Source organism: Gordonia sp. (in: high G+C Gram-positive bacteria), from assembly GCF_047606305.1.
Taxonomy (GTDB): Bacteria; Actinomycetota; Actinomycetes; order Mycobacteriales; family Mycobacteriaceae; genus Gordonia.
Genome location: NZ_JASGER010000061.1, coordinates 42,265 through 66,748 on the forward strand (window position 1 = coordinate 42,265; position 24,484 = coordinate 66,748).

20 protein-coding genes and 1 pseudogene are annotated in these 24,484 nt (G+C 70.0%); 8 read left to right on the plus strand and 13 right to left on the minus strand.

Annotated elements, in window-relative coordinates:
- The first annotated feature begins 29 nt into the window (after nucleotides 1–29).
- Nucleotides 30–1,259 carry a geranylgeranyl reductase family protein gene (locus QM634_RS09450; protein WP_415042524.1) on the plus strand — a complete coding sequence of 410 codons (1,230 nt, stop codon included), beginning with the start codon at nucleotides 30–32 and terminating at the stop codon, nucleotides 1,257–1,259.
- A 21-nt stretch (nucleotides 1,260–1,280) separates the two neighbouring features.
- Nucleotides 1,281–2,213 (plus strand): annotated as a pseudogene (locus QM634_RS09455) (oxygenase MpaB family protein); the annotation flags it as partial.
- A gap of 465 nt (nucleotides 2,214–2,678) precedes the next feature.
- Here the strand turns inward: QM634_RS09455 and QM634_RS09460 are convergent.
- Nucleotides 2,679–5,225: an ATP-dependent Clp protease ATP-binding subunit gene (locus QM634_RS09460; RefSeq protein ID WP_415042525.1), complete on the minus strand. Its 2,547-nt coding sequence runs from the start codon at nucleotides 5,223–5,225 to the stop codon at nucleotides 2,679–2,681.
- Nucleotides 5,226–5,517: 292 nt separating this feature from the next.
- Between QM634_RS09460 and QM634_RS09465 the strand changes: the two genes are divergently transcribed.
- Entirely contained in the window at nucleotides 5,518–6,819 is a 1,302-nt protein-coding gene (locus QM634_RS09465) for a hypothetical protein (protein ID WP_415042526.1), read from the plus strand.
- Nucleotides 6,820–6,834: 15 nt separating this feature from the next.
- Here QM634_RS09465 and QM634_RS09470 read toward each other — a convergent pair whose 3' ends face one another.
- From QM634_RS09470 to QM634_RS09485, 4 genes are read right to left on the minus strand one after another with little or no spacing between them, the layout of a single operon-like run.
- A complete protein-coding gene (locus QM634_RS09470; protein WP_415042527.1) occupies nucleotides 6,835–8,124 on the minus strand; it encodes a M18 family aminopeptidase in 1,290 nt (429 codons plus the stop codon).
- A gap of 2 nt (nucleotides 8,125–8,126) precedes the next feature.
- Entirely contained in the window at nucleotides 8,127–8,813 is a 687-nt protein-coding gene (purQ, locus tag QM634_RS09475) for a phosphoribosylformylglycinamidine synthase subunit PurQ (protein ID WP_415042528.1), read from the minus strand.
- Nucleotides 8,810–9,055, minus strand: a complete 246-nt coding sequence (purS, locus tag QM634_RS09480; protein ID WP_415042529.1) for a phosphoribosylformylglycinamidine synthase subunit PurS — start codon at nucleotides 9,053–9,055, stop codon at nucleotides 8,810–8,812. Before purS ends, purQ begins: the two co-directional genes overlap by 4 nt.
- 22 nt (nucleotides 9,056–9,077) lie before the next feature.
- Nucleotides 9,078–9,560, minus strand: coding sequence for a glutathione peroxidase (locus tag QM634_RS09485; protein ID WP_415042530.1), 483 nt, complete (start codon nucleotides 9,558–9,560; stop codon nucleotides 9,078–9,080).
- Between the two features lie 81 nt (nucleotides 9,561–9,641).
- Here QM634_RS09485 and QM634_RS09490 point away from each other — a divergent pair, with 81 nt between their 5' ends.
- Genes QM634_RS09490 through QM634_RS09500 form a run of 3 tightly spaced genes read left to right on the plus strand, consistent with a single transcriptional unit; the run spans nucleotide 9,642 to nucleotide 12,742 of the window.
- Nucleotides 9,642–10,136, plus strand: coding sequence for a MarR family winged helix-turn-helix transcriptional regulator (locus QM634_RS09490; protein ID WP_415042531.1), 495 nt, complete (start codon nucleotides 9,642–9,644; stop codon nucleotides 10,134–10,136).
- 4 nt (nucleotides 10,137–10,140) lie between these two features.
- Nucleotides 10,141–11,667: a DHA2 family efflux MFS transporter permease subunit gene (locus QM634_RS09495; RefSeq protein WP_415042532.1), complete on the plus strand. Its 1,527-nt coding sequence runs from the start codon at nucleotides 10,141–10,143 to the stop codon at nucleotides 11,665–11,667.
- Nucleotides 11,668–11,707: 40 nt separating this feature from the next.
- Complete coding sequence (locus QM634_RS09500) at nucleotides 11,708–12,742, plus strand: fused (3R)-hydroxyacyl-ACP dehydratase subunits HadA/HadB (RefSeq protein ID WP_415042533.1); 1,035 nt, start codon at nucleotides 11,708–11,710, stop codon at nucleotides 12,740–12,742.
- Between the two features lie 73 nt (nucleotides 12,743–12,815).
- On the opposite strand, the gene QM634_RS09505 is transcribed toward QM634_RS09500, so the two are convergent.
- From QM634_RS09505 to QM634_RS09515, 3 genes are read right to left on the minus strand one after another with little or no spacing between them, the layout of a single operon-like run.
- The gene (locus QM634_RS09505; protein WP_415042534.1) at nucleotides 12,816–13,781 is read right to left on the minus strand and encodes an NAD(P)H-dependent flavin oxidoreductase; all 966 of its coding nucleotides are present in this window, start codon (nucleotides 13,779–13,781) and stop codon (nucleotides 12,816–12,818) included.
- The gene (locus tag QM634_RS09510) at nucleotides 13,774–15,909 is read right to left on the minus strand and encodes a S9 family peptidase (RefSeq protein WP_415042535.1); all 2,136 of its coding nucleotides are present in this window, start codon (nucleotides 15,907–15,909) and stop codon (nucleotides 13,774–13,776) included. Before QM634_RS09510 ends, QM634_RS09505 begins: the two co-directional genes overlap by 8 nt.
- Complete coding sequence (locus QM634_RS09515) at nucleotides 15,906–16,805, minus strand: phosphoribosylaminoimidazolesuccinocarboxamide synthase (protein WP_415042536.1); 900 nt, start codon at nucleotides 16,803–16,805, stop codon at nucleotides 15,906–15,908. The genes QM634_RS09510 and QM634_RS09515 overlap by 4 nt, the downstream gene beginning before the upstream one ends.
- Nucleotides 16,806–16,939: 134 nt before the next feature.
- Between QM634_RS09515 and QM634_RS09520 the strand changes: the two genes are divergently transcribed.
- Nucleotides 16,940–17,803, plus strand: a complete 864-nt coding sequence (locus QM634_RS09520; RefSeq protein ID WP_415042537.1) for a CHAD domain-containing protein — start codon at nucleotides 16,940–16,942, stop codon at nucleotides 17,801–17,803.
- 4 nt (nucleotides 17,804–17,807) lie between these two features.
- On the opposite strand, the gene purB is transcribed toward QM634_RS09520, so the two are convergent.
- The 4 genes from purB to QM634_RS09540 form a co-directional block, all read right to left on the minus strand.
- A complete protein-coding gene (purB, locus tag QM634_RS09525) occupies nucleotides 17,808–19,235 on the minus strand; it encodes an adenylosuccinate lyase (protein WP_415042538.1) in 1,428 nt (475 codons plus the stop codon).
- A 20-nt stretch (nucleotides 19,236–19,255) separates the two neighbouring features.
- Nucleotides 19,256–19,870 carry a TetR/AcrR family transcriptional regulator gene (locus QM634_RS09530; RefSeq protein ID WP_415042539.1) on the minus strand — a complete coding sequence of 205 codons (615 nt, stop codon included), beginning with the start codon at nucleotides 19,868–19,870 and terminating at the stop codon, nucleotides 19,256–19,258.
- A 46-nt stretch (nucleotides 19,871–19,916) separates the two neighbouring features.
- Nucleotides 19,917–20,336, minus strand: coding sequence for a hypothetical protein (locus QM634_RS09535; RefSeq protein ID WP_415042540.1), 420 nt, complete (start codon nucleotides 20,334–20,336; stop codon nucleotides 19,917–19,919).
- Nucleotides 20,337–20,399: 63 nt separating this feature from the next.
- The gene (locus QM634_RS09540) at nucleotides 20,400–22,028 is read right to left on the minus strand and encodes an acyl-CoA dehydrogenase family protein (protein WP_415042541.1); all 1,629 of its coding nucleotides are present in this window, start codon (nucleotides 22,026–22,028) and stop codon (nucleotides 20,400–20,402) included.
- A 222-nt stretch (nucleotides 22,029–22,250) separates the two neighbouring features.
- Here QM634_RS09540 and QM634_RS09545 point away from each other — a divergent pair, with 222 nt between their 5' ends.
- Entirely contained in the window at nucleotides 22,251–23,216 is a 966-nt protein-coding gene (locus tag QM634_RS09545) for an alpha/beta hydrolase (protein ID WP_415042542.1), read from the plus strand.
- 12 nt (nucleotides 23,217–23,228) lie between these two features.
- Here the strand turns inward: QM634_RS09545 and purD are convergent, their stop codons facing one another.
- On the minus strand, nucleotides 23,229–24,482 hold the full coding sequence (gene purD, locus QM634_RS09550) for a phosphoribosylamine--glycine ligase (protein ID WP_415042543.1): 1,254 nt from the start codon (nucleotides 24,480–24,482) through the stop codon (nucleotides 23,229–23,231).
- Nucleotides 24,483–24,484 lie beyond the last annotated feature (2 nt).

Sequence of the window (24,484 nt, forward strand, 5' to 3'; positions counted from 1 at the left end):
TTGAACCAATAGTATGTTATTGTCTCAACATGTCAACCACTGTCGTCGTGGGCTCGGGACCGGCGGGGGCGGCTGCGGCCATCACCGCCCGGGAGTCCGGTCTGGGCGACGTCCTCCTCGTCGACAAGGCACACTTCCCCCGCGACAAGTGCTGTGGCGACGGCCTGACGCCGCGGGCGATCACCGCGCTGGGCGAACTCGGGCTGGGCGTCTGGGCCGGTTTGCAGGCGCGACAGTCCGGCGTCGAGATCAGCATCGGTTCGCACGACCCGTGCCCCATCCCGTGGCCGGCGAGCACCCACCCCGACTTCAGCATCGCGGTCAAGCGCGTCGAACTGGACCAGGCACTGCACGAACGGGCCGTCGACGCCGGCGCGCAAGAGATCACCGGCCGCGTGAGCACGGTGCAGACCGCCGACGACGGCACCGTGACGTCGGTGCGCGTGCGGACGACGGACGGCGAGGACGACATCGCCTGTGACCACCTGATCGTCGCCGACGGCAGCGGGTCCCCGGTGGGGGCCATGCTCGGGCGCGAGTGGTACCGCGACGAGATGTACGCCGTCGCCTCGCGCAGCTACGTGCGCATCCCCGACCTGGGCGATCACATGCGGATAGCCATCCTCCCGCCCACCACCCCCGACGACGCGATGGGCTACGGCTGGGTCTTCCCGATCGGCGACGGGTGGGCAAACGTGGGCTACGGCGAGATGCTGTCGAACAAGCACTGGCCGTCCGGACCCCGCAAGTCCACACGGGAACTCCACGAGCGGTACGTCGAGCACCTGCGCCGCGAATTCGACTTCGGCGAGCCGGAGGACTTCGCCTCCGCCCCGCTCGCGATCGGCGGCCTGGTCGGCCCGGTCGCCGGGCCCAATTGGCTCGCCGTCGGCGACGCGGCCGGCGGGATCCACCCGCTGACCGGCGAGGGCATCGATTTCGCCCTGGAGACCGGGCGGGCGGCCATCGCGACGATCGCCCAGTCCCCCGACGACCTGCAGCACCGCTGGCCGGCACTGCTCACCGCCGAGTACCACAACCCGTACGCGGCCGAACGTTTCATCGTGCGCACCATCGGCCGCCATCCGGGCCTGGCACGGCGCGTCGTCCCGCACCTGATCAGCAGCTCCTGGCGCGGGCGCCTGGTACTCACGACCTCGGCCGGCCTCGTCGCACCGGGCGACCGCGGCCTCATCGCCGGCACCTTCCGCACCACCGGCGCGGTCACCGGCCGCCGCGGCGTGCCCTCCTTCACCTAGCACCCACCCCGGGAGGAACCCATGACCGGACCCAGCCCCCTCGGCGCGCTGACGGACGAAACCGCCGTCGACGATCCGGACAAGGTGTACGTCGGCAAGAACTGGTACCGCAAGGGCGAGCCCGTCCCCGACCGGTCCAGCGATGACAGCCTCGCCCGCAAGGACCTGCGCCAGTACCCGGTGCCGCCGGACTCGCTGCTGTGGAAGTACGTCGGCGACCTGCGCGTGCAGCTGGCACTGGGTCTGCGCACCGCGGTCATCGAGAACATGTATCCGCAGCTCGGGCAGGGCGTCTCGGACCACTCGGTGCTGTTCAGCGGGCAGGGGACCTTCCTCGAGCGGGTCCGCCGCTCGGCCAAACCGATCCAGTCGGTGATCTACCGCGACCCCGTCGCGGCGCGCAAGTCCGCGCTGCAGGTGCGCAACTTCCACAAGTCGATCAAGGGCGACATGCCCGACGGCGGCACGTACCACGCGATCAACGCGCAGACCTACTACTGGGCGCACGTCACCTTCTTCGAGGCGATTTACCGCGCCTCCGAGCTCGGCGTGCTGCGCAAGCGCCTCACCCGGGCCGAGCGGGCGCAGATCTTCGAGGAGTCCAAAGAGTGGTTCTCGATGTACGGCGTCGACGACTCGGCCCAGCCGCAGACCTACGAGGAGTTCGAAGAGTATCTGGACCACGTGGTCAACCACGAACTCGTCGCGAACGGGATGTCGGAGACCAGCGTGCGACTGTCCGAGCGTTCCTTCGGCAACCCGAAGGTCGTCACGGACATCGAGAACGTCAAAGGAATGAATCCGCTGGTCGCGCGCTACCTGATCCGGCCGATGATCCCGGTCGCCGGCTGGTACGCCCGCCTGGCCACCCTCGGCTCGATGGGCCCGCACCTGCGCGAACTCGGCAAGGCGCGCTGGTCGGCGAAGGACGAGCGACAGTACCGCTGGCTGTGCCGCGCACTGCACGCGGCCACCATCGTCAGCGACCTGGTGCTGCCGTATCGGTTCTACTACACCCCCGAGGCCGTCGAAGGGTTCACGCGAGAGGGGTTGCACCCGCGCGACATCACCCTGGAGTCCGCCCGCGCGGCACTGGCGCGGGCACGCGCCCAGCGGGCCCTCGTCGAGCAGGACGCGCTCGAGCGGCCGGAGTCCGTCATCGCGCCCGATGCGTCGCTGCTCGACGGCGCGCACGCCTGCGGCAAGTGCGATCGCACGCTGACCGTCTGCCCGGATTGCACCGGCACCGGCGCGGCCGGCGACGATGCGTGTGAGACCTGTGCCGGGGCGGGCGCGGGATGCCCGGTGCACCACGCGAGGTGGCGCAGCGGCACCCCGGTCGGCTTACCGAGCCGCACGAACGACGACAGGGCCGCCGGTTTCCCGGCGGCCCTGTCGTTTGCGTTCAGCTCGAGCGGGTCAGCCCGCCTCGCCCTTGGCGTCGCCCACCTCGGTCAGCTCGGCCGGGGCATCGGGCACCTCGCGCGGCTTCTCCGAGCCGGTGAAGGTGAACTTGGCACCGTCGCCGTCGCCCTCACCGTCCCAGCCCTCGACGTCCACGACGACGATCTGGCCGGGCTTGACCTCGTCGAAGAGGATCTTCTCCGACAGCTGGTCCTCGATCTCGCGCTGGATCGTGCGACGCAGCGGTCGCGCGCCCAGCACCGGGTCGAAGCCGCGCTTGGCCAGCAGCTGCTTGGCCTTGTCGGTGAGCTCCAGCTCGATGTCCTTGGCCTTGAGCTGCGTCTCGACGCGGCCGATCATCAGATCGACCATCTCGATGATCTGCTCGCTCGTCAGCTGGTGGAACACGATGACGTCGTCGATGCGGTTCAGGAACTCCGGGCGGAAGTGCTTCTTCAGCTCGTCGTTGACCTTCTGCTTCATCCGCTCGTACTGCGAGTCGTCGTCGTTGGACTTGGAGAAGCCCATGCCGACGGCCTTCGAGATGTCGGACGTGCCCAGGTTCGAGGTGAAGATCAGCACGGTGTTCTTGAAGTCGACCGTGCGACCCTGACCGTCGGTGAGACGACCGTCCTCGAGGACCTGCAGCAGCGAGTTGTAGATCTCCGGGTGGGCCTTCTCGATCTCGTCGAAGAGCACGACCGAGAACGGCTTGCGGCGCACCTTCTCGGTGAGCTGGCCGCCCTCTTCGTAGCCGACGTAGCCGGGAGGGGCACCGAAGAGCCGCGACGCGGTGAACCGGTCGTGGAACTCGCCCATGTCGATCTGGATGAGCGCGTCGTCCTCGCCGAACAGGAAGTTCGCCAGCGCCTTGGACAGCTCGGTCTTGCCGACGCCGGACGGGCCGGCGAAGATGAACGAGCCGGACGGGCGCTTGGGGTCCTTCAGACCGGCGCGAGTACGGCGGATGGCCTTCGAGACCGCCTTGACGGCGTCCTCCTGGCCGATGATCCGCTTGTGCAGCTCATCCTCCATGCGGAGCAGACGCGTGGTCTCCTCCTCGGTCAGCTTGAAGACCGGGATGCCGGTCCAATTGCCGAGGACCTCGGCGATCTGCTCGTCGTCGACCTCGGCCACGACGTCCATGTCGCCGCTGCGCCACTGCTTCTCGCGCTCGGCGCGCTGGGCGACCAGCTGCTTCTCCTTGTCGCGCAGGTTCGCGGCCTTCTCGAAGTCCTGGGCGTCGATCGCCGATTCCTTCTCCTTGCGCGCGTCGGCGATCTTCTCGTCGAACTCGCGCAGGTCCGGCGGCGCCGTCATCCGACGGATGCGCATGCGCGCGCCCGCCTCGTCGATGAGGTCGATCGCCTTGTCCGGCAGGAACCGGTCGTTGATGTACCGGTCGGCCAGCGACGCGGCCGCCGCCAGCGCACCGTCGGTGATGGACACCCGGTGGTGCGCCTCGTAGCGGTCGCGCAGCCCCTTGAGGATCTCGATGGTGTGCTCGACCGACGGCTCGCCCACCTGGACCGGCTGGAAGCGGCGCTCCAGGGCGGCGTCCTTCTCGATGTACTTGCGGTACTCGTCGAGCGTGGTGGCGCCGATGGTCTGCAGCTCGCCGCGGGCCAGCTTCGGTTTCAGGATCGACGCGGCGTCGATCGCGCCCTCGGCGGCACCGGCCCCGACGAGCGTGTGCAGCTCGTCGATGAACAGGATGATGTCGCCGCGGGTGTTGATCTCCTTGAGGACCTTCTTCAGGCGCTCCTCGAAGTCACCGCGGTAGCGGCTGCCGGCCACCAGCGACCCGAGGTCGAGGGTGTACAGCTGCTTGTCCTTGAGCGTCTCGGGGACGTCGCCGTTGACGATGGCCTGCGCCAGTCCCTCGACGACGGCGGTCTTGCCGACGCCGGGCTCGCCGATCAGCACCGGGTTGTTCTTGGTGCGGCGGCTCAGGACCTGCATGACCCGCTCGATCTCCTTCTCGCGGCCGATGACCGGGTCGAGCTTGCCCTCCCCGGCGGCGGCGGTCAGGTTGCGGCCGAACTGGTCGAGGACCAGCGACGTCGACGGGGTGCCGGATTCGCTGCTGCGACCGCCGGTGCCCGCCTCCTGCGGCTCCTTGCCCTGGTAGCCCGACAGCAGCTGGATGACCTGCTGGCGGACCTTGTTCAGGTCGGCGCCGAGCTTGACCAGCACCTGGGCGGCCACGCCCTCGCCCTCGCGGATGAGGCCGAGCAGGATGTGCTCGGTCCCGATGTAGTTGTGGCCGAGCTGCAGCGCCTCGCGCAGCGAGAGCTCCAGCACCTTCTTGGCGCGCGGCGTGAACGGGATGTGCCCGGCGGGGGCCTGCTGGCCCTGGCCGATGATCTCCTCGACCTGCGTGCGCACGGCCTCCAGCGAGATGCCGAGGGATTCCAGCGCCTTGGCGGCCACGCCCTCGCCCTCGTGGATCAGGCCGAGCAGGATGTGCTCGGTCCCGATGTAGTTGTGGTTGAGCATCCGCGCCTCTTCTTGCGCCAGGACGACAACCCGGCGTGCGCGGTCGGTGAACCGTTCGAACATTGTTCTCCCTTACGTGGCTCCACTAGGCCGATCGGCGCCGCGCCCCGCTGCACGGGTGATCTGCCTGCTTGCTTCCACTCTAGTGGTGTTTGGACCCGCACCCGCAATCGTTCCGCGGCCGGAGGGCCGACCGATCGTCTTCGCCGGTCGGCGCCGCTGTCCATTCGCGGGCGCTTACCGCAGTCAACGCCCGATCCGGCCCCGACATTCCCCCGTGTGCGCCGTCGACTACGCCAACAGCGAACACCGGGATCGGGCGGTCGCAAACCCCGGCCGTGGTTGACTGTTACGCATGTTCTCCGGGCTCCGCAGCCGTTTCCCGTTTGGAATGGGCACCGTCGTGCTGGCGGCGATCGCCGCCCTGATCGCGTCGGTCGGCGTCGTCCTGGCCGTCAACTCCGACGCCCCGCAGGGCGGCCGCTACGGCTTCGGCCAGTTGCGCGCCTACCCGACGCAGCCGCAGACCGTGTGGACCCGGGGGGTCGACAACCTGCCCGGCTTCAGCCAGAGCGGCGGACCGGTCACCGTCGCCGACACCCACGGCGAGACCTGGCTGCTGTCCTACCCGTCGGGCATCGGCAAGGCCTATCTCGCGGTGAACCGGTTCGACGGGACGTCGCGCTGGGAGAAGCCGGTGGTCGCCGGGCTCGGCGGTTGCGCCTTCAACGCGCACGGCGAGGTGGGCTGCGCCATCAAGCTCGGCGACGCCCCCGACGGCTTCTACAAGGTCGAATCCGGTTCCGGCGCGCTCGGCCCCGCCCAGCCGTTGGAGGACACCGGCCGCGTCATCGGCGTGGGCAAGAACTTCATCCGGGTCAACCAGGTCGGCTACCAGCTCACCTCGAGCACCCCGGACGGCATCGAGCGCTGGAGCCGCACCTTCGCGGCCGCCGCGACCCCCACGTACATCCCGGAGGTCGACCTGGTCGACGTCGCGCTGACCGACGGCAGTCACGTCGTCATCGAGCCGCTGACCGGGAAGACCAAGCTGAGCTGCGGCCCCTGCTCGGTCACCACCTACCCGACCGGCCTGGCGGTCAGCCACGGCGGTGGCGACGGGGTCATCGACTTTCACCGCTTCGACCACGGGAAGCTCCTCACCAAGCCGACCCACATCGCCACCGGGATGGAACTGTTCTCCGGGCCGTCGACCCTGGCCGTGCTCGGCGGGATCGGCTCGGCGACCGTCGGCCAGACGCACGGGCGCTTCGAGGTGCGCGACCCGGCGAAGGCGCAGGCCGCCTGGGGCGTGAACGACGACGAGTTGTCGAAGGCCAAGCCGATGGCCTGTGGCCGGTTGGTCGCCTTCGCCCGCAAGGACCAGTCCCGTCAGGTGCTGCGGCTCGACGGCAAGGGCACGAAGGTCGGGGACCTCCCCCCGCCGGACCGCACCAAGCCCGACACGAACCTCGCCGAGCTGCGCTGCGTCGGATCCTTCGGCGACACGATCGTCGTCTGGAACGACAACCAGCTGACCGCCTTCGACGGCCAGAGCGGCAAGATCGCGTGGGAGTTGCCGATCAACGGCAGCGCCACGAACGTCGAGGGGCAGATCGTCCTGCGCCAGGGCGCGACGGTGTCGCTGCTGCGCTGAGCGCCTTTCGGTACGTCAGCCCCGGTAGAAGGCCTGCAGGGCGGCCGAATACATCGGCACATCGGCGACGGCCATCACCTCGCGCGCACTGTGCATGGCCAGCTGCGGCGCCCCGACGTCGACGGTGACCAGGCCGGTGCGGGTCGCGGTGATCGGACCGATCGTCGAGCCGCACGGCAGGTCGGCCCGGTGCACGTACCGCTGCAACGGCACCCCGGCGGTGCGACAGGCCTGTTCGAAGACCCCGGCGCCCTCGGCGTCCGAGGCGTACCGCAGGTTCTGGTTCACCTTGAGGACCGGGCCGCCGCCGAGGGCGATCAGGTGGCCGGGCTCGTGGCGTTCCGGGTGGTTCGGGTGGGTCGCATGGGCCATGTCGCCGGAGACGCAGATGCTGCCGGCCATCGTGCGCAGGAAGTCCTGGCGGTCGCCGCCGGCGGCGAGCACGATCCGCTCGCACACCGAGACGAGGAAGTCCGACGCCGCGCCGCGCTGCGACCCGCTGCCGACCTCCTCGTGGTCGAACAGCGCCAGGACCTGCGTCGACGGAAGCGGAGCCAGCGTCTCGCCGGCGTCGAGCAGCGCGCGCAGCCCGGCGTAACAGGTGGCCTGGTTGTCCAGGCGCGGGGCGCTGAGCAGGTCTCGCCGGGATCCGACGATGCGGCTGGGCTCCACGTCGTGGACCATCAGCTCCCAGCCGAGCAGGTCGTCGGGACGGGCCCCCAGGTGATCGGCGAGGAAGTCGCTCAGGCCGGGACCGTCGGGGTCGGTGGACCAGATCGCGTCCAGGTGGCGCTGCGGGTCGGGGCTGACCCCCTTGCGGTCCTCGGACAAGTGGATGGCCAGTTGCGGCACCCGCAGCAGCGGCTCGTCGAATCCGACCAACTCCTCGACCGGGCCGTCCGCGCGCAGCACCGACACCCGTCCGGACAGTCCCAGGTCGCGGTCGAGCCAGGAGTTGAGCCAGGCGCCGCCGTAGGGCTCGAGCGCCACGGTCGCCAGACCGGCCGCGGTGCGGTCGATCTGCTGTTTGACGCGCAGGTTCGGGCTGTCGGTGTGGCCGCCGACGATGCGGAAGACCGCGTGGTCGCCGCGACCGGAGCGCCACGCGATGATCGACCCGCCGCGCCGGACGAAGTACGCGCCCCCGGCGGCCGGCCACTCCTGCGTCTCGGCCAGCTCGGTGAAACCGGCGTCGGACAGCTGCGCGGCCACCGTGGCGCACACGTGGAACGGCGACGGGGAGGCGTCGATGAACGAGGCGAGTCCCGCCGCGTCGGCGCTGGTCGAGAGTCCGGCCGCGGCCATGCCTAGGCCTTGGCCAGCACCGAGTCGAGGACCGAGTAGAACAGGCCGAGCCCGTCGTCGCTGGGCCCGGTGAGCGCTTCGATGGCGTGTTCGGGGTGCGGCATCAGCCCGACGACGCGACCGTCGGCGCTGGTGACACCGGCGATCGAGTTCATCGAGCCGTTCGGGTTGTCCCCGGCGTAGCTGAAGGCGATGCCCCCCTCGCCGGTCAACTCGTCGAGCACGTCCTTGCTCGCGACGTACCGTCCCTCACCGGACTTGAGCGGCACCAAGATCTCGGCGCCGGGCTCGAAGCGCGAGGTCCACGCCGAGGAGGTGTTCTCCACGCGCAACCACTGGTCGCGGCAGACGAAGTGCAGGCCCTGGTTTCGGGTCAGCGCGCCGGGGAGCAGCCCGGCCTCGCACAGGATCTGGAAGCCGTTGCAGATGCCCAGCACCGGGGTGCCGCCGCGCGCGGCCTCGATCACCGAGGTCATCACGGGGGCGAGGCTGGCGATGGCACCGGCGCGCATGTAGTCGCCGTAGGAGAAGCCGCCGGGGACGACGATCGCGTCGACGCCCTTCAGGTCGGCGTCGGCGTGCCACAGCGACACCGCCTCGGCGCCGGCGAGACGGACGGCGCGGGCGGCGTCGACGTCGTCGAGGGTGCCGGGAAAGGTGATGACACCGATCCGCGCGCCGGAGGTCACTTGGCCACCTGCACGCGGGTGACGGTGTAGTCCTCGATGACGGTGTTGGCCAGGACGTCGGCGGCGATCTTCTCCAGCGCCGCGTCGTCCACCCCGTCGCCGACCTCGAGCTCGAACCGCTTGCCCTGTCGGACGTCGGAGATCCCGTCGAAGCCGAGGCGCCCCAGGGCGCCGACGATGGCCTGCCCCTGCGGATCGAGGATCTCGGTCTTGGGCATAACGTCCACCACTACTCGTGCCATGGCCGTTAGCTTACCGAGTGGCCTACAACGCCGCCTCGATGGCGCTCACGACCTCCGGCGCGTCCGGCTCGGTGCGCGGGCGGAAGCGGGCGAGCACCTCGCCGTCCGAGCCGACGAGGAACTTCTCGAAGTTCCACTGGATGTCACCGGCCTCGCCGTCGGCGTCGGCGGTCTTGGTCAGTTCGGAGTACAGCGGATGGCGATCGTCGCCGTTGACGTCCGCCTTCTCCAGCAGCGGGAAGGTGACCCCGTAGTTCGTCGAGCAGAAGGTCGCGATCTCCTCGGCGGTGCCCGGCTCCTGGCCCATGAACTGGTTGCAGGGCATGCCCACGACCGTCAGTCCCCGGGGGCCGTAGGTCTTGGCGAGCCCTTCGAGCTTCTCGTACTGCGGGGTCAGGCCGCACTTGGAGGCGACGTTGACGACGAGAAGGGGCCCGTCGAAGGACGACAGGTCCAGCGGCGAACCGTCGAGTGCGGACACGGGGATGCTCTTGATGTTGGCCATGACTCCAACCCTACTGCGCCATGACCCACGTCACAGCTAGTTGCATGTTGACAATAGTTGCGTCTGCGTTACAGTTCTTGGGTGCATTCATCCGAGGTGTCGGCGCAGGCGAGCCAAGAGCAGGTCTACCTCGCCCTGTCGACCCTGTTCGAACGGATGATGTGCGCCGCCAAATCGTCGTCGATGACCGAGGTCGTCGAGGCGGATCTGACCTTTTCCCAGTTCCGCACGCTGATGGAGCTGGGCGCACGCGGCACGGCGATGTCGATGAACGAGCTCGCCGACGCGATCGGGCTGTCGGTGGCCGCCACCGGCCGCGTCGTCGACAAGCTGGTCGGGCTGGGCTACACCGACCGGCGCGAGGATCCGCAGGACCGTCGGGTCAAGCGGGTGTCGCTCACCGCCGACGGCCACCGCTTCACCACCACGGCGGTCGACCAGCGCGAGGACGTCCTGCGCGAGATCTGCAGGCGGCTCCCCGACGACGTCGCCGATGCACTCACCGCCGCGCTGGACCCCGTCCTGCACGGCGACACCGACTACTTCGCCTCCCCCGAACCCACTACAGAAAGCTGATCCGATGAGTTCCCCCGCTGCCGCCAAGGCGCCGGACACCAAGCTCGACAAGCACGTCTTGATCGTCGCCGGTGTCGTCGTCCTCGGCTCCATCATGTCGATCCTCGACGTCACCGTCGTCGCGGTCGCCCAGGACACCTTCCAAACGGTGTTCAAGACCAACCAGGCCGGTGCCGCCTGGTCGATGACCGCCTACACCCTGGCCCTGGCCACGGTGATCCCGCTGGCCTCCTGGGCCGCGACCCGATTCGGCACCAAGAAGGTCTACCTGACCTCGCTGGTGCTGTTCCTCGCCGGCTCGGCACTGTGCGCGACCGCCTGGAACATGCCCTCGCTGGTGGCCTTCCGCGCCCTCCAGGGTCTCGGCGGCGGGCTGCTGATGCCCGTCGGCATGATGATCCTGACCAAGGCGGCCGGACCCGAGCGCGTCGGCTCGGTCATGGCCGTCCTGGGCATCCCGATGCTCCTGGGCCCGATCGGCGGCCCGATCCTGGGCGGCCTGCTCATCGAGAAGGCCTCCTGGCACTGGGTGTTCCTCATCAACATCCCGATCGGCATCATCGCCCTGGTCTACGCGTGGCTGGCCCTCAAGAACGACGAGACCGGTGAGCGCCCGACCATCGACTGGCTCGGCCTGGCCATGCTCTCCCCCGGTCTCGCCCTGTTCCTCTACGGCGTCGCCGGCGCCGGCGAGAAGCAGACCTTCGCCACCCCGCGGGTCCTCGTGCCCGGCCTGATCGGCCTCGCGCTGATCGCCGCCTTCGTCTTCCACGCGCTCACCACCAAGCGCAAGCCGCTGCTCGACCTCAAGCTGTTCCGCAACCGGACCCTGGCGATCGCCGTCATCACGAGCGTCTGCTTCGCCATGGCCTTCTTCGGCAGCGCACTGCTCTACCCGCAGTACTTCATCGGCGTCCGCGGCGAATCCACCCTCGCCGCCGGCCTGCTGCTGGCCCCGCAGGGTCTGGGCGCGATGCTCTCGATGCCGGTCGGCGGCAAGCTGACCGACAAGATCGGCCCCGGCAAGGTCGTGCTGACCGGCCTGGTGCTGATCCTGGCCGGCATGATCGCCTTCACCCAGCTCAACGCCGACACGTCCATGGTGATCGTCTGCGGCGCGCTGTTCGTCCAGGGTCTGGGCATGGGCATGACGATGATGCCGATCATGTCGGCGGCGCTGGCCAGCCTGAGCAACAAGCAGGTCCCCGACGGCACGACCCTGATGAACGTGATCCAGCAGGCCTCCACCTCGATGGGCACCGCCGGCATCTCGGTGGTCCTGTTCGCGGCGCTCGCCGACAAGCCCGACGCGATGAAGGCGATCCTCTACAACCGCCTGAAGCCGCCGACGCCGGAGCCGCCGCACGAGTGGTTCCAGCAGGCCGCGTCCGCGTTCACGACGCCGTTCACGATCGCCGCGATCCTCGTCGGCCTGACCCTCATCCCGGCGTTCTTCCTGCCGCGGAAGAAGATCGAGTCGCCGCTGGTCGAGGAGGAGATGGATCAGGCCCCGCACATCGCCGTGCACTGACGGGACTAGGATCGCCTCGTACCGAACAGTTGGAGATTGAATGACCACGGCAGCCGAAGAGCCTGCGATCTTGTCCCGTGTCGGCCACTACTACAAGGCCGATCACACGTACCAGATCGGGCGCGAGAAGATCCGCGAGTACGCCCGGGCGGTGCAGGACTACCACCCGGCGCACTGGGATGAGGAGGCCGCGCGCAAGCTCGGCTACGACCACCTCATCACGCCGCTGACCTTCACCGCGATCGGCGCGATGGCGGCCAACCGCAAGCTCCTCGAGGAGGTCGTGGTCGGCTACGACACGTACGTGCAGACCGAGCAGGTCTTCGAGCAGCACCGGCCGATCACCGTCGGCGACGAGCTGCACACGGATGTGGAGTTGTCCTCGGTCCGGCAGATCGCCGGCAAGGACATGATCACGATCACCAACACGTTCCTCGACGTGAACTCGGGCGAGACCGTGCACACCATGCACACGACGGTCGTCGGCGTCACGGCCGACGAGGTGGATCCGGGGATCACCGAGGCCGTGTCGAAGGTGATGATGCACGACGTCGACATCTTCTCGCCCGAGCAGGCCGCCGAGGCCTACGTGAAGACGGTGCGCGAGGAGGGCGAGCGCACGCTGGCCACCTTCGGTGCCACCCGCACGCCGGCCAGCCGCAACTTCGACGACCTGTCGGTCGGCGATGTGCTCCCCGAGTACCACGCCCACCTGTCGCGCGGCGACCTGGTCAACTACTCGGGCGTGGCCGGCGACGCCAACCCGATCCACTGGGACGAGGCCGTCGCCAAGCTGGCCGGTCTGCCCGACGTGATCGCGCACGGCATGCTGACCATGGGACTGGGCGCCGGCTACGTCGCCAATTGGACCGGGGACCCCGGCGCGGTCACCAAGTACCAGGTCCGCCTGTCGGCGCCGGCGATCGTGCCGGCCGACGGCCGCGGCGACATCGAGTTCGGCGGTCGCATCAAGTCGCTGGACCCGGAGACGCGCAGCGGCGTGATCATCCTGACCGCGAAGTCGGCGGGCAAGAAGATCTTCGGCATGGCGACGCTGAACGTGCGCTTCGCCTGACGCCAGTTTCGTCCTATATGACTCACGCCGAGGGCAATATGCCCTCGGCGTGAGTCATATCGTCCGGAATTGGTCAGTCCAACCAGCGCTGCGCGGCGCGCAGGTGCTCGCGGAAGGGCGTGAAATCCTCCAGCACCTGCGCCGCGGTGCGCGCCCGGTCGACCAGGCCGGCCGATTCGCCGGCGTAGACCGGCGCCATCGAAAGATCCGCATCCACGCGCGCCTGTTTGATCGTCGCGGTCATCTCGTCGGTGACCGCTTCCTCCAGCGCGTCGGTGCGCTCGGCCCACTCGTCGCTGAACTCGTTGGCCAGCGCGCGGCCGCCGTAGATCTGGGGCCAGTCGAACCGCTGGGCGATGTCGAAGGCACGGGTGTACACCGTCTGGTCGGTGTCGGCGGCGATCACCGCCTCCTTGAGCTCGGGTCGGAACAGGCTCTCGGCGCAGGCGGCGAACGGGGTGCCCACCCAGCCGGCCGATGCCCCGGCGGCCAACACCGCCGCCAGGCCGCGCGCCGTCGCCACTCCCCCGCCGACCAGCACCGGCTTGTCGGTCAGGTCCAGGACCTGCTGCAACAGGGGCAGCGTGGACACGACGCCGCGGCCGTGGCCGCCGCCCTCGGAGCCGCGGACGACCAGCCCGTCGACCCCCGCCTCGAGCGCGTCGAGGGCCTCGGCGCGAGTGCCCACCTGGGCGATGACGGCGGCACCGGTGTCGCGCACCTTCGCCAGATAGGGGCGCGGGTCGCCGAAGCTGAGGCTGACCACGACCGGGTCGAATTCCAGTGCGGCGTCGAGCAGCTCCGGGTTCTGCGGAAGCGACCAGCACATCAGGCCGAAACCGATGCGGTGGCCGGTGGCCGCCGCGATCGCACCCTCGGTGCGCACCTGCTCGACGGTGGCGACGTTCCCGACGCCGATCAGCCCGAGTCCGCCGCCGGCGGTGATCGCCGCCGCGAGCGCTCCGCCGGCCGCACCGGCCATCGGCGCGCCGACGACGGGGACCGTCAGTCCCGCCAGGGTCTGTTCGAGATCAGTCACGGATCGCTCCGCTCTGCTCGAGGATCCACGCGAACTCGAAGGCCGTCTGCTCCCATTGCTTGTACCGGCCGCTGACCCCGCCGTGCCCGGCCGACATCTCGGTCTTGAGCAGGATCGGGGCGTCGCCGGTCGTCTGGTCCTGCAACCGCGCGGCCCACTTGGCCGCCTCGGTGTGCAGCACCCGGGTGTCGTTGAGCGAGTTGAGCGCCAGGATCGCCGGGTAGGCCACCGGCCGCACGTTCTCGTACGGCGAGTAGGACTTCATGTAGGCGTAGACCTCGGGGTCGGCCAGCGGGTTGCCCCACTCCTCCCACTCGATGATGGTGAGCGGCAGGCTCGGGTCGAGGATCGAGTTCAGCGCGTCGACGAACGGCACCGCCGCGACGATCCCGTGGAACAGTTCCGGCGCCTCGTTCACGACGGCGCCCATCAGCAGACCACCGGCGCTGCCACCCTCGGCGACGAGGTGGTGCGGCGTCGTCACCCCGGTGTCGATGAGGTGGCGGGCGCATGCGATGAAGTCGGTGAACGTGTTGCGCTTGGCGAGCTTCTTGCCGTTCTCGTACCAGTGTCGGCCCATCTCGCCGCCGCCGCGGATGTGCGCCACGGCGTACACCATGCCGCGGTCGAGCATCGAGAGCCGGGAGATGGAGAACGACGGGTCCATGCTGGCCTCGTAAGAGCCGTAGCCGTAGAGCAGGGTGGGCGCCGGCCCGACCGTCCCCTTGCGGCGCACCACCGAGATGGGGATCTGCGTCCCGTCGTCGGCGGTCGCCCACTCGCGCGACTGCTCGTAGTCGTCGGGGTCGTAGCCCCCCAACACGACCTGACGTTTGAGCAGCGCGCGCGTACCGGTGGCGACGTCGAGTTCGATCAGCTCGGTCGGCTCGATGAAGCTGGTGTAACCCAGTCGCAGCCGCGGGGCGGCCCACTCCGGGTTGCCGGCCAGCCCGGCGGCCGACAGCGGCTGGTCGAAGCGGACCTCGGCGAAGTCCTCGACGGTCGGCAGGCCCTCGATCTGCCGCAGGTCGGCGATCGCCACCCGCGGCAGGGCCTCGGCCCGGTAGCTCAGCGCCAGGTAGTCCGCGAAGGCCTCGACATCCTCGATGCGGCGGTCGCGGTCGTGGGCGATCAGCGGCGTGCGGGCCGTCGGGTCGTCGACCGGCGCGATGTCGACGGCGTAGTTCTCGCACTTGGTGCCGTCGGGCCCGGGACCGTTGTGGGTGAACAGGAAGTACCCCCGGCCGCCGATGATCGCGTGGTCGACGTCGTACTCGACGTCGGCGACGCGCGCGCCCAGGCTCACCGGCTCGGCGGTCGGATCGGCGGTGGGGATCGCGTAGACCTCCGAGGTCGTCTTGGACCCGACGCCGATGAACAGGTACTCGCGGCTGCGGGTGCCGCCCATGCCGACCCAGAACCCCTCGTCGGGCTCGTGGAACACCTTCACGTCGGGCTGCGACGACCCGATCTCGTGGCGCCACACGGTGTCGGGCCGCCAGGCGTCGTCGACGGTTTGGTAGAAGAGGTAGCGCGCGTCGCGCGACCAGATGGCGCCGCCGGTGGTGTCGGCGATCGTCTCGGCCAACTCGTCGCCGGTGTCCAGGTTCCGGATCCGCAGCGTGTACCGCTCGTTGCCGACGGTGTCGGTCCCGAAGGCGAGCCAGCGACCGTCCTCACTGACCGAGGCGCCGCCGAGGCTGAAGAACTCGTGGTCGGCCGCCTCCACGTTGGAGTCGAGCACGACCTGCTCGCCGGGCAGCTTCTCCCCGGGCGAGATCGTCGGCGGATCCCAGTCGTCGGTCCCGCGGACCGGGCAGCGCGCCGAGATGCCGTAGGCCTTGCCCTCCTCGGTGCGCGCGAAGTACCAGTAGTCGCCGGTGCGCGTGGGCACCGACATGTCGGTCTCCTGGGTGCGCGACTTGATCTCCCCGAAGATGGCGTCCTGCAGGGGCTTCAGGTGGGCGGTCTGAGCCTTGACGTACTCGTTCTGACCGTCGAGGTAGGCGATCACCTCGGGGTCGGTCTTGTCGGCCATCCACGTGTACTCGTCGACGACGGTGTCGCCGTGGTGGGTGCGCTCGACCGGCACCTTCTTGGCGACCGGCGGGGTGATGTCGGTGCTCACGCCGCCTCCCCCGCGTCGGGCCACTCGTCGAAGCGCTGCTGCGAGAGCCGTTCGTACGCCTCGATGTAGCGGGCCCGGGTCTGCGCCACGACGTCGTCGGGCAACGGTGGCGGCGGGGTGTCGCCGTGGCGGTCCCAGCCCGAGTCCGGCCCGGTGAGCCAGTTGCGGACGATCTGCTTGTCGAAGGAGGGCTGCACCTGGCCGGCGACGTAGGTGGCGGCGTCCCAATAGCGCGACGAGTCCGGGGTCAGGACCTCGTCGGCCAGCACGAGCGAACCGTCGGCGGCGCGTCCGAATTCGAACTTGGTGTCGGCGAGGATGATGCCGCGCTGTGCGGCCAGGTCCGACCCGCGGCCGTAGACGTCGAGCGTGGTGGCCTTGAGATCGGCGGCCAGGTCCCCGCCGACGAGGTCGACGACCTGCTCGTAGGTGATGTTCTCGTCGTGGTCGCCGATATCGGCCTTCAACGCGGGGGTGAAGATCGGCTCGGGCAGCTTGCTGGCCTCGCCCAGCCCCGCGGGCAGCTCGATGCCGCAGACACTGCCGGTCGCGGCGTAGTCCAGCAGGCCCGAGCCCGTCAGGTACCCGCGGGCGACGCACTCCACGGCCACCATGGGCAGGTCGCGCACCACCATCGAGCGGCCGAGGACCGATGCGGGGATGCGCTCGTCGGTGGGGCCGCCGGCGAGGTGGTTGGGCACCCCGAGGTGGTCGAACCAGAAGAAGCTCGTCGCGGTCAGCACGCGCCCCTTGTCCGGGATCGGCGTGTCCAGCACGAAGTCGTAGGCGCTGATCCGGTCGGAGGTGACCATGAGCAGTGTCTCGTCGTCGATCCGGTAGATGTCGCGGACCTTGCCCGACGCGACGTGCGCGTAGGAATCGAGTTCAGGGCGCATGCGTCGAGCCTAGGGTCTCGCGGGCGCCGACGGGCGATCGGGTCGACTCATCCCACCCGAAAGTTCACCGACCGGCCATGGCGCCGTGACCGCGGCGGAGCGGCCGACCGCGTCTGTCGACGTATCGTCGAGACGTGGGTGAGCGACAACGCCTCGGCGACGTCGTCGACGTGTACGTCGCGGCGCAAATCGCGGTGATCCTCGGCAACGAGGACCGCCTGCGCGACGGTGATCTCGGCGCGGTCCATCCGACGCGCGTCGCAGTCCGCCGGCTGCGGTCGACGCTGCGCTCCTTCGACGTCTACAAGCGGCCCGCCGTCGCCGAACTCCACTCCGAACTGCGCTGGTACGCCCGCCTCCTCGGCCGGCTCCGCGACACCGACGTGGTGGCACGGCGCCTCGAGCGCGCCCTGGCCGACGTCGACGATCGCGACTCCGCCCACGCCGCCGCCATCGCCCTGCAGAAGCTGGTCTCCGAGCGGAGCGCCGCCGCGTGGGTCGAGCTGGGCACCGTGCTCGGCGGCAAGCGCTACAAGAACCTGCGCAGAACGCTCACGGCCTGGCGCACGGAGCCTCCGCTGACCAAGCGGGCCGATGGTCCGGCGAGCGAGGTCGCCGATCACGTCGGGGTCGCGCGGCGGGAGATGGCCGACAAGCTCGAGCGCGCCGAGCGGGCGGCGGCCGATGGCGCGGCGGATGCGATCGAGCGGGCCCATTCGGCCCGACGGGCGGGCAAGCGCTACCGCTACGCCGCCGAGGTGGCCGTCGCGGTGGTGGGTGACGAGGCGATCGCGATCGCCAAGAAGGGTCGCAAACTGCAGAACGCGCTCGGCGAACAGCAGGACGCCGGTACCGCGCTCGCCTTCCTCGAGGACCTGTCCGCGGCGGCCGATCCCGTCGCTGCGCCCGCCCTCGACGAGCTGCGCCGGCGGGAGGAGGCAATCGTCGCGGATGCCGATCGCGTGCTGGCGGCGGCGCGGGCCGAGGCCGGCGCGTGAGCCGCTACAGGATCGGCGCGGGGACGTACGTGGCCGCGTCCGGGTAGCGCGCGACGACCTTCTCGACCGCCGCGGCGACGTCGGCCACCTGCGATTGGGCGGCGCCGATGAACGCTGTCTTGTCCGCGAGCGCCGCGTCGAGCTGCTTGCGGTCCAGCGGGATGCGATCGTCGGCGGCCAGGCGGTCCAGCAGGTCGGGCTTGGCGCCCTGCTCGCGCATCGCCAGCGCGACGGCGACCGCGTTCTCCTTGATCGCCTCGTGCGCGGTCTCACGACCGACCCCCGCGCGAACAGACGCCATGAGCACCTTGGTCGTCGCCAGGAACGGCAGGTAGCGGTCCAACTCGTTGTTGATCACCGCCGGATAGGCGCCGAACTCGGCGAGCACCGTCAGGAAGGTCTCCATCAGGCCGTCGATGGCGAAGAAGGCGTCCGGCAGCGCGACCCGGCGCACCACCGAACAGAACACGTCGCCCTCGTTCCACTGCGAGCCCGCGAGCTCGGCGGCCATCGACCCGTAGCCGCGCAGCACGACCGCCAGCCCGTTGACGCGTTCACAGCTGCGCGTGTTCATCTTGTGCGGCATCGCCGACGAGCCGACCTGGCCGGGCTGGAAGCCCTCGGTGACCAGCTCGTGGCCGGCCATCAGGCGGATGGTCGTGGCCAGCGACGACGGGGCCGCGGCGGTCTGCACCAGGGCCGACACCACGTCGTGGTCGAGCGAGCGCGGGTAGATCTGCCCGACGGAGGTCAGTGCGGAGGCGAAGCCCAGGTGGTCGGCGACCAGTCCCTCGAGTCGGCTGAGCTTGGCTGCGTCGCCGTCGAGCAGGTCGAGCATGTCCTGCGCGGTGCCCATCGGGCCCTTGATGCCGCGCAGCGGGTAGCGCGCGATCAACTCCTCGAGTCGCTGCAGCGCGATCATCAGCTCGTCGGCGGCGCTGGCGAAGCGCTTGCCGAGCGTCGTCGCCTGCGCCGCGACGTTGTGGCTGCGCCCGGCCATCACCAGGTCCGAGTACTGCACAGCGCGGTCGGTGATGCGCGCGAGCATCGCCACGCCGTGGGCGTGCACATGCCGCAGCGACTGCAGGATCTGCAGCTGCTCGACGTTCTCGGTGAGGTCGCGGCTGGTCATCCCCTTGTGGATGTGCTCGTGGCCGGCGAGGTCGTTGAACTCCTCGATGCGCGCCTTCACGTCGTGCCGGGTGACCTTCTCGCGGGCCGCGATCGAGTCGAGGTCGATCTGGTCGACAACGCGCTCATAGTCCTCGATCACGCCGTCGGGGATGTCGATGCCCAGTTCGCGCTGGGCGGCCATCACCGCGATCCACAGTCGGCGCTCGGCGGCGATCTTGGTGCGCGGCGACCAGATGTCGGCGAGCTCCGCCGACGCATAGCGCCCGGCGAGGACATTGGCGATCTCGGGTTTGGCCACGCGGCCAGTTTAGTCGGGAATCAACCGCCGGCCTGCACCGGCAGGGCGGGCGCCAACACGTCCACCACGTCGACGATGGCGTCGGTGACCACGCCGACCGGATCGGCCCGGTGGCCGCCGTCGACCGAGATGGACTCCAACAGGGCGCCGTTCTCGAAGGCGATCAGCTTGTGCACCCCCTCGGGTGCGCTGTGCCGCCGCGACTTGGTGAGCACCTGCGCGGCGATCTCCTCGACGCGACCCTGCCGCGCGGCGATCAGCGCGGCCAACTCCGGATGGCGGGCAGCCAGGACGAACAGCTCGTAGCGGGCGGCCAGATTCGACGAGCCGCCGTTGCCGACGAAGACCTCGGCCAACGCGGCGGCGGTGTCGCGGGCGCCGCGCGTCTGTGCGGGCAGCGCGGCACAGCGGTCCGTCATCTCCCGGGCGTCGACCTCGCAGGTGTACTCGACGGCCGCCTTGAGCAACTCGTCAAGCGAGTCGAAGTAGTAGGTCGTCGACGCGAGCGGCAGTCCTGCCTGCTGGGCGACGGCACGGTGGCGGACGGCCTCGTGACCGTGCGCCATGAGCAGCGCGCCGGCCGCCTCGGCGAGGAGTTGGCGGCGTGCCAATCCTTTGGGTGTCGCGGCAGCCATGGCAGTCATCGTGCCAAAGCAACCGTCGCCACCGCGGCGGTTTCGGCTACCCCGCCAGCGAGGTGCAGATCCCGGCGATGCCGAAGCCCTGGCCGACGACCGCGGTGGTGTAGTTCGAGCGGAAGCCGCGCTGCACGGCGTACAGCTGGCGGACGCCGATCCGCTGCGGGCGCCACGTCACCGCGGCGGTGCCGCCCTGTGGCCAGGACCAGCCGATGAACAGCGGCGGGTTGCCCCGGCCGGCCTTCTTCTCCCAGAAGGTGACGCGACCCTCGGAGTTCACCGCGACGGTCATCGGGTAGGTGCAACCGGTTCCGTAGGTGCCCGAGGAGAACCGGATGCCCGGGTCGACCCGGCCGGTCGGTACCGCGTCCGCCGCGGGCGCGGCGACGGCGCACAGGCCGCCGGCGAGGAGCAGTGCGGCCGCTCCCGTCGCGATCTTGGTCGAGGTTGCTGTGGTTCCCACGGGTTTCCTTTCCTACAGGCTGGGGCAAGGCTAACGCACCCTGCGCCCGGGTCGCCGTCGTTCTCAGAGCTTGGGGGTGGCCCGCGAAACGAGGGCGGCGGTGTCCGCCCCGGCGCCGAGGGTGCCGTACACCGACCCCCACCCTCCGCCCAGCCGGCTGCCGGTGAAGGCGTCCGCGACGGCCGGGTGGCCGTAGCGGATCAGCAGCGACGCCGAGAGCATCGTCGCCATCTGCCCGACGATGTGCCGCGCCCGGTATTCGAGCGACGAGGCGTCGGCGAAGGAGTCCTTGAGTGCGACGAGGGCACCGTCGTAGGTCGCGTCCGACCCCGTCGCCGCGCCCAGTTCGTCGAAGAAGACGGTCAGGGTCTGCGGGTCGCGGCCGATGGCGCGCAGGGTGTCGAGCGCGGCGACGTTGCCCGAGCCCTCCCAGATCGACATGAGCGGGGATTCCCGGAAGAGCCGCGGCATCCGCGAGTCCTCGACGTAACCGTTGCCGCCGAGGCACTCGAGGGCTTCAGCGGCGTGCATCGGCGCCCGCTTGCAGATGAAGTACTTGCTGACCGCGAGGCTGATGCGGCGCAACTGCGCCGCGTGCTCGTCGGTGAGGGCGCGGTCGGTGAGGTCGGCGAGCCACAGCGCGGTGAGGGTCGCGGCCTCGGCCTCCAGGTGCAGGTCGGCGAGCACGTTGCGCATCAGCGGCTGGTCGACGAGCTTCGCGCCGAAGGCGCTGCGATAGGCGGCGTGGTGCGCCGCAGCGGTGGTGCCGTTGCGCATGACGGCGGCCGAGGCGGTCGTGCAGTCCAGCCGGGTCATGTTGACCATCTCGATGATGGTGCGAACCCCGCGACCGGGCTCGCCGACCATCCAGCCGACGGCATCGTGGTACTCGACCTCGCTGCTGGCGTTGGAGTGGTTGCCGAGCTTGTTCTTGAGCCGTTGCAGGTAGATGTTGTTGCGCGAACCGTCGGGCAGGATGCGCGGCACGAAGAAGCAGGACAGCCCCTCGGGGGTCTGGGCCAAGACCAGCAACAGGTCCGAGTTGGGTGCCGAGGTGAACCATTTGTGCCCGGTGATCAGGTAGCTGCCGTCGCCCTGCGGGACCGCCGAGGTGGTGTTGGCGCGCACGTCCGAGCCGCCCTGCTTCTCGGTCATCGACATTCCGGCGATCAGTCCCTTCTTCTGTGCCGGGACGGTCAATTCGGGCTGGTACTCCAGGGAGGTGAGGCCGGGTTCGTACTGCGCGGCCAGTTCCGGGTTGTGCCGCAGGGCCGGCACCACCGCGTACGTCATCGAGATCGGGCAGCCGTGGCCGGCGTCGACCGACGCCCAGACGCCGAACTTCGCCGCGCGCACCAGGTGGGCGTGCGAATCGTCGGCCGCCCACGGGTGCCCGGCCATGCCGCGGGACACGGCGACGTCCATCAGCCGGTGATAGGCGGGGTCGTAGCGCACCGTGTCGATGCGGTTGCCGTAACGGTCGTGCGTCTCGAGGATCGGCGGGTGCTCCTCGGCGAGGTCGCCGACGGTGATCCACTCGGCCGAGCCGGCGAGCTGGCCGACTTCGTGCAGCTCGGGCAGCGCTTCGCCGGCCCCCACCCGGTCGAGGTACTCGGTGATCACCGGGTAGTTCGCCACGTCGTAACCCTCGAGCGGAGGTACCTGGTTGGTGACTTCGTGGTTCGCCTTCATCGCGCACCTGGCTTCCTGACGGGACGGATTGCGGTCTGGGTCACAGTCTACCGAGGGAGCGAGTGCCCACTCGGCGGGGTTTGACCGCCCACTCGGCGAGATCGAGCGCCCACTCGGCGGGGTTTGACCGCCCACTCGGCGAGATCGAGCGCCCACTCGGCGAGGGGATATCGGAGCGTCTCACCCGGCTTTCAGAAAGCACACGTATTCTTTTGAATCGTTATGACACCGACCTCCCCCGCACCCGAACCCTCGGACGCCGCTGCCGGCGGTGAGCCGCGCCTGTGGACCCGGCGCACCGCCCTGCTGACCGGCCTGAGCGCCGCCGCGGTCGCCGGGCTGGCCGCGTGCTCCAAAGACGATCCCAAGCCCGCCGTCAACGAGCAGGAGCTGGAGGAGAACCAGCGGGCCGACGACGTGCTGCCGGCCGAGCCGCAGGACAACCGGCCGGTTCCCGGTCCGCCGATCATCACCGGCACCTTCAACTCGCAGAAGATGCTGGGCCGACCCACCAAGTGGGCCGTCGCACGCCCCAACGGGGTGACCGGCAAGCTGCCCGTCGTCGTCATCCTGCACGCCCTCAACACCAACGAGCGCACCATCTTCAGCCGCAAGCTGCAGATGCAGAACGTGCTGCAGTCCTACGTCGACGAGGGCAACCCGCCGTTCGCACTCGCCGCGGTCGACGGTGGCGTCAACTACTGGCACAAACGGGCCAACGGCGCCGACGCGGCCGCGATGGTGCTCGACGAATTCCTGCCGATGCTGGCCGGCAACTCCGAGCTGCGGCTCTCGACCGACCGCATCGGCCTGCACGGCTGGTCGATGGGCGGCTACGGCGCCTTGCGGCTCGCCGCGCTGGTCGGCGCCCCGCGCGTCGCCGCCGTGTCGGTGAGTTCACCGGCGCTGTGGGGCGACCCGAACCTCTACCCGACGCGCGCCTTCGACTCCCCCGAGGACTACCAGGCCAATTCGCTGTTCGGCCAGCAGAAGGCCTTCGCGAAGATTCCGCTGCTGATCACGATCGGCAGCAGCGACCAGTTCTTCACCTACACCCGTCAGTGGGCCGCCGACCTGCATCCGCCCGCGGCGTTCGGGACGACGGCCGGTGCCCACGGCAACCGGTACTGGCGCAGCGTGCTGCCCGACCACGTGATGTTCCTGGGCCGCAACCTCGCGCGCCACTAGGACCGGCGTCGCTCAGACGCTGATCCGGCCCTCCAGGGCCGCCAGCCCGATGTCGTCGCGATAGTGGCTGCCGGGCAGTTTGATCTGCTCGAGCCGGGCATAGGCCTGCTCGCGGGCGGCGGCCAGATCCGCCCCCGTCCCGACGACGGCCAGCACCCGACCGCCCGCCGACACCGTCTTGCCATCGGCGCCCTGCGCGGTGCCGGCGTGCCGGACCCCCTCGCCGTCGGCGCCGGTGATGACGTCGCCGGTGCGCGGCGTGCCCGGGTAGTTCTCGGCGGCCAGCACCACGGTCACCGCGGCGCCGTCCGACCACTCCAACGGCGGGAGGTCGGCGAGGGTGCCGGTGGCGGTGGCGTTCAGCGCCCGCCCGAGCGGCGAGCGCAGCAGGGCGAGGACGGCCTGGGTCTCCGGGTCGCCGAAGCGCGCGTTGAACTCGACGACGGCCGGGCCGTCGGCACCGATGGCCAGGCCCGCGTACAGCAGGCCGTTGAACGGGGTGCCCCGCTTGACCAGCTCGGCGGCGACCGGCTTCACGATCTCCTCGACGATCTGGCTGACCGTCGCCTCGGGCAGCCACGGCAGCGGGGTGTACGCGCCCATCCCGCCGGTGTTCGGTCCGGTGTCGCCGTTGCCGACGCGCTTGTGGTCCTGCGCGGGGATCAGCGGCACGACCGTCTCGCCGTCGACGAGGCAGAACAGCGACACCTCGGGGCCGTCGAGGAAGGACTCCAGCAGCACCGGATGCCCGGCTTCCAGGCACTCGGCGGCGTGATCGCGGGCCGCGGCCCGGTCGGTGGTGACGACGACGCCCTTGCCCGCGGCCAGGCCGTCGTCCTTGACCACCCAGGTCGGGCCGAACCGGTCTAGCGCCGCGTCGAGGTTCGCGGGGTTGTCGACGACCTCGGCGTGGGCCGTCCGGACGCCCGCCGCGGCCATGACGTCTTTGGCGAAGGCCTTCGAGCCCTCGATCTGCGCGGCCGCCTTGTTCGGGCCGAACACGGCGATCCCGGCGTTGCGGAGGGCGTCGGCGACGCCGAGCACCAGCGGGACCTCCGGTCCGATCACGACCAGGTCGACGTCGAGCTTGCGGGCCAGCGCGACGACCGCGTCGGCGGAGGCGACGTCGACCGGGTGGTTGGTCGCCACCGCGGCTGTTCCGGCGTTGCCGGGGGCCACGAAGAGGTCGGTGACGTCGGGGTCTGCTGCGAGGCCGAGGAGCAGGGCGTGTTCCCGGCCGCCCGAGCCGATGACGAGTACGCGCACGC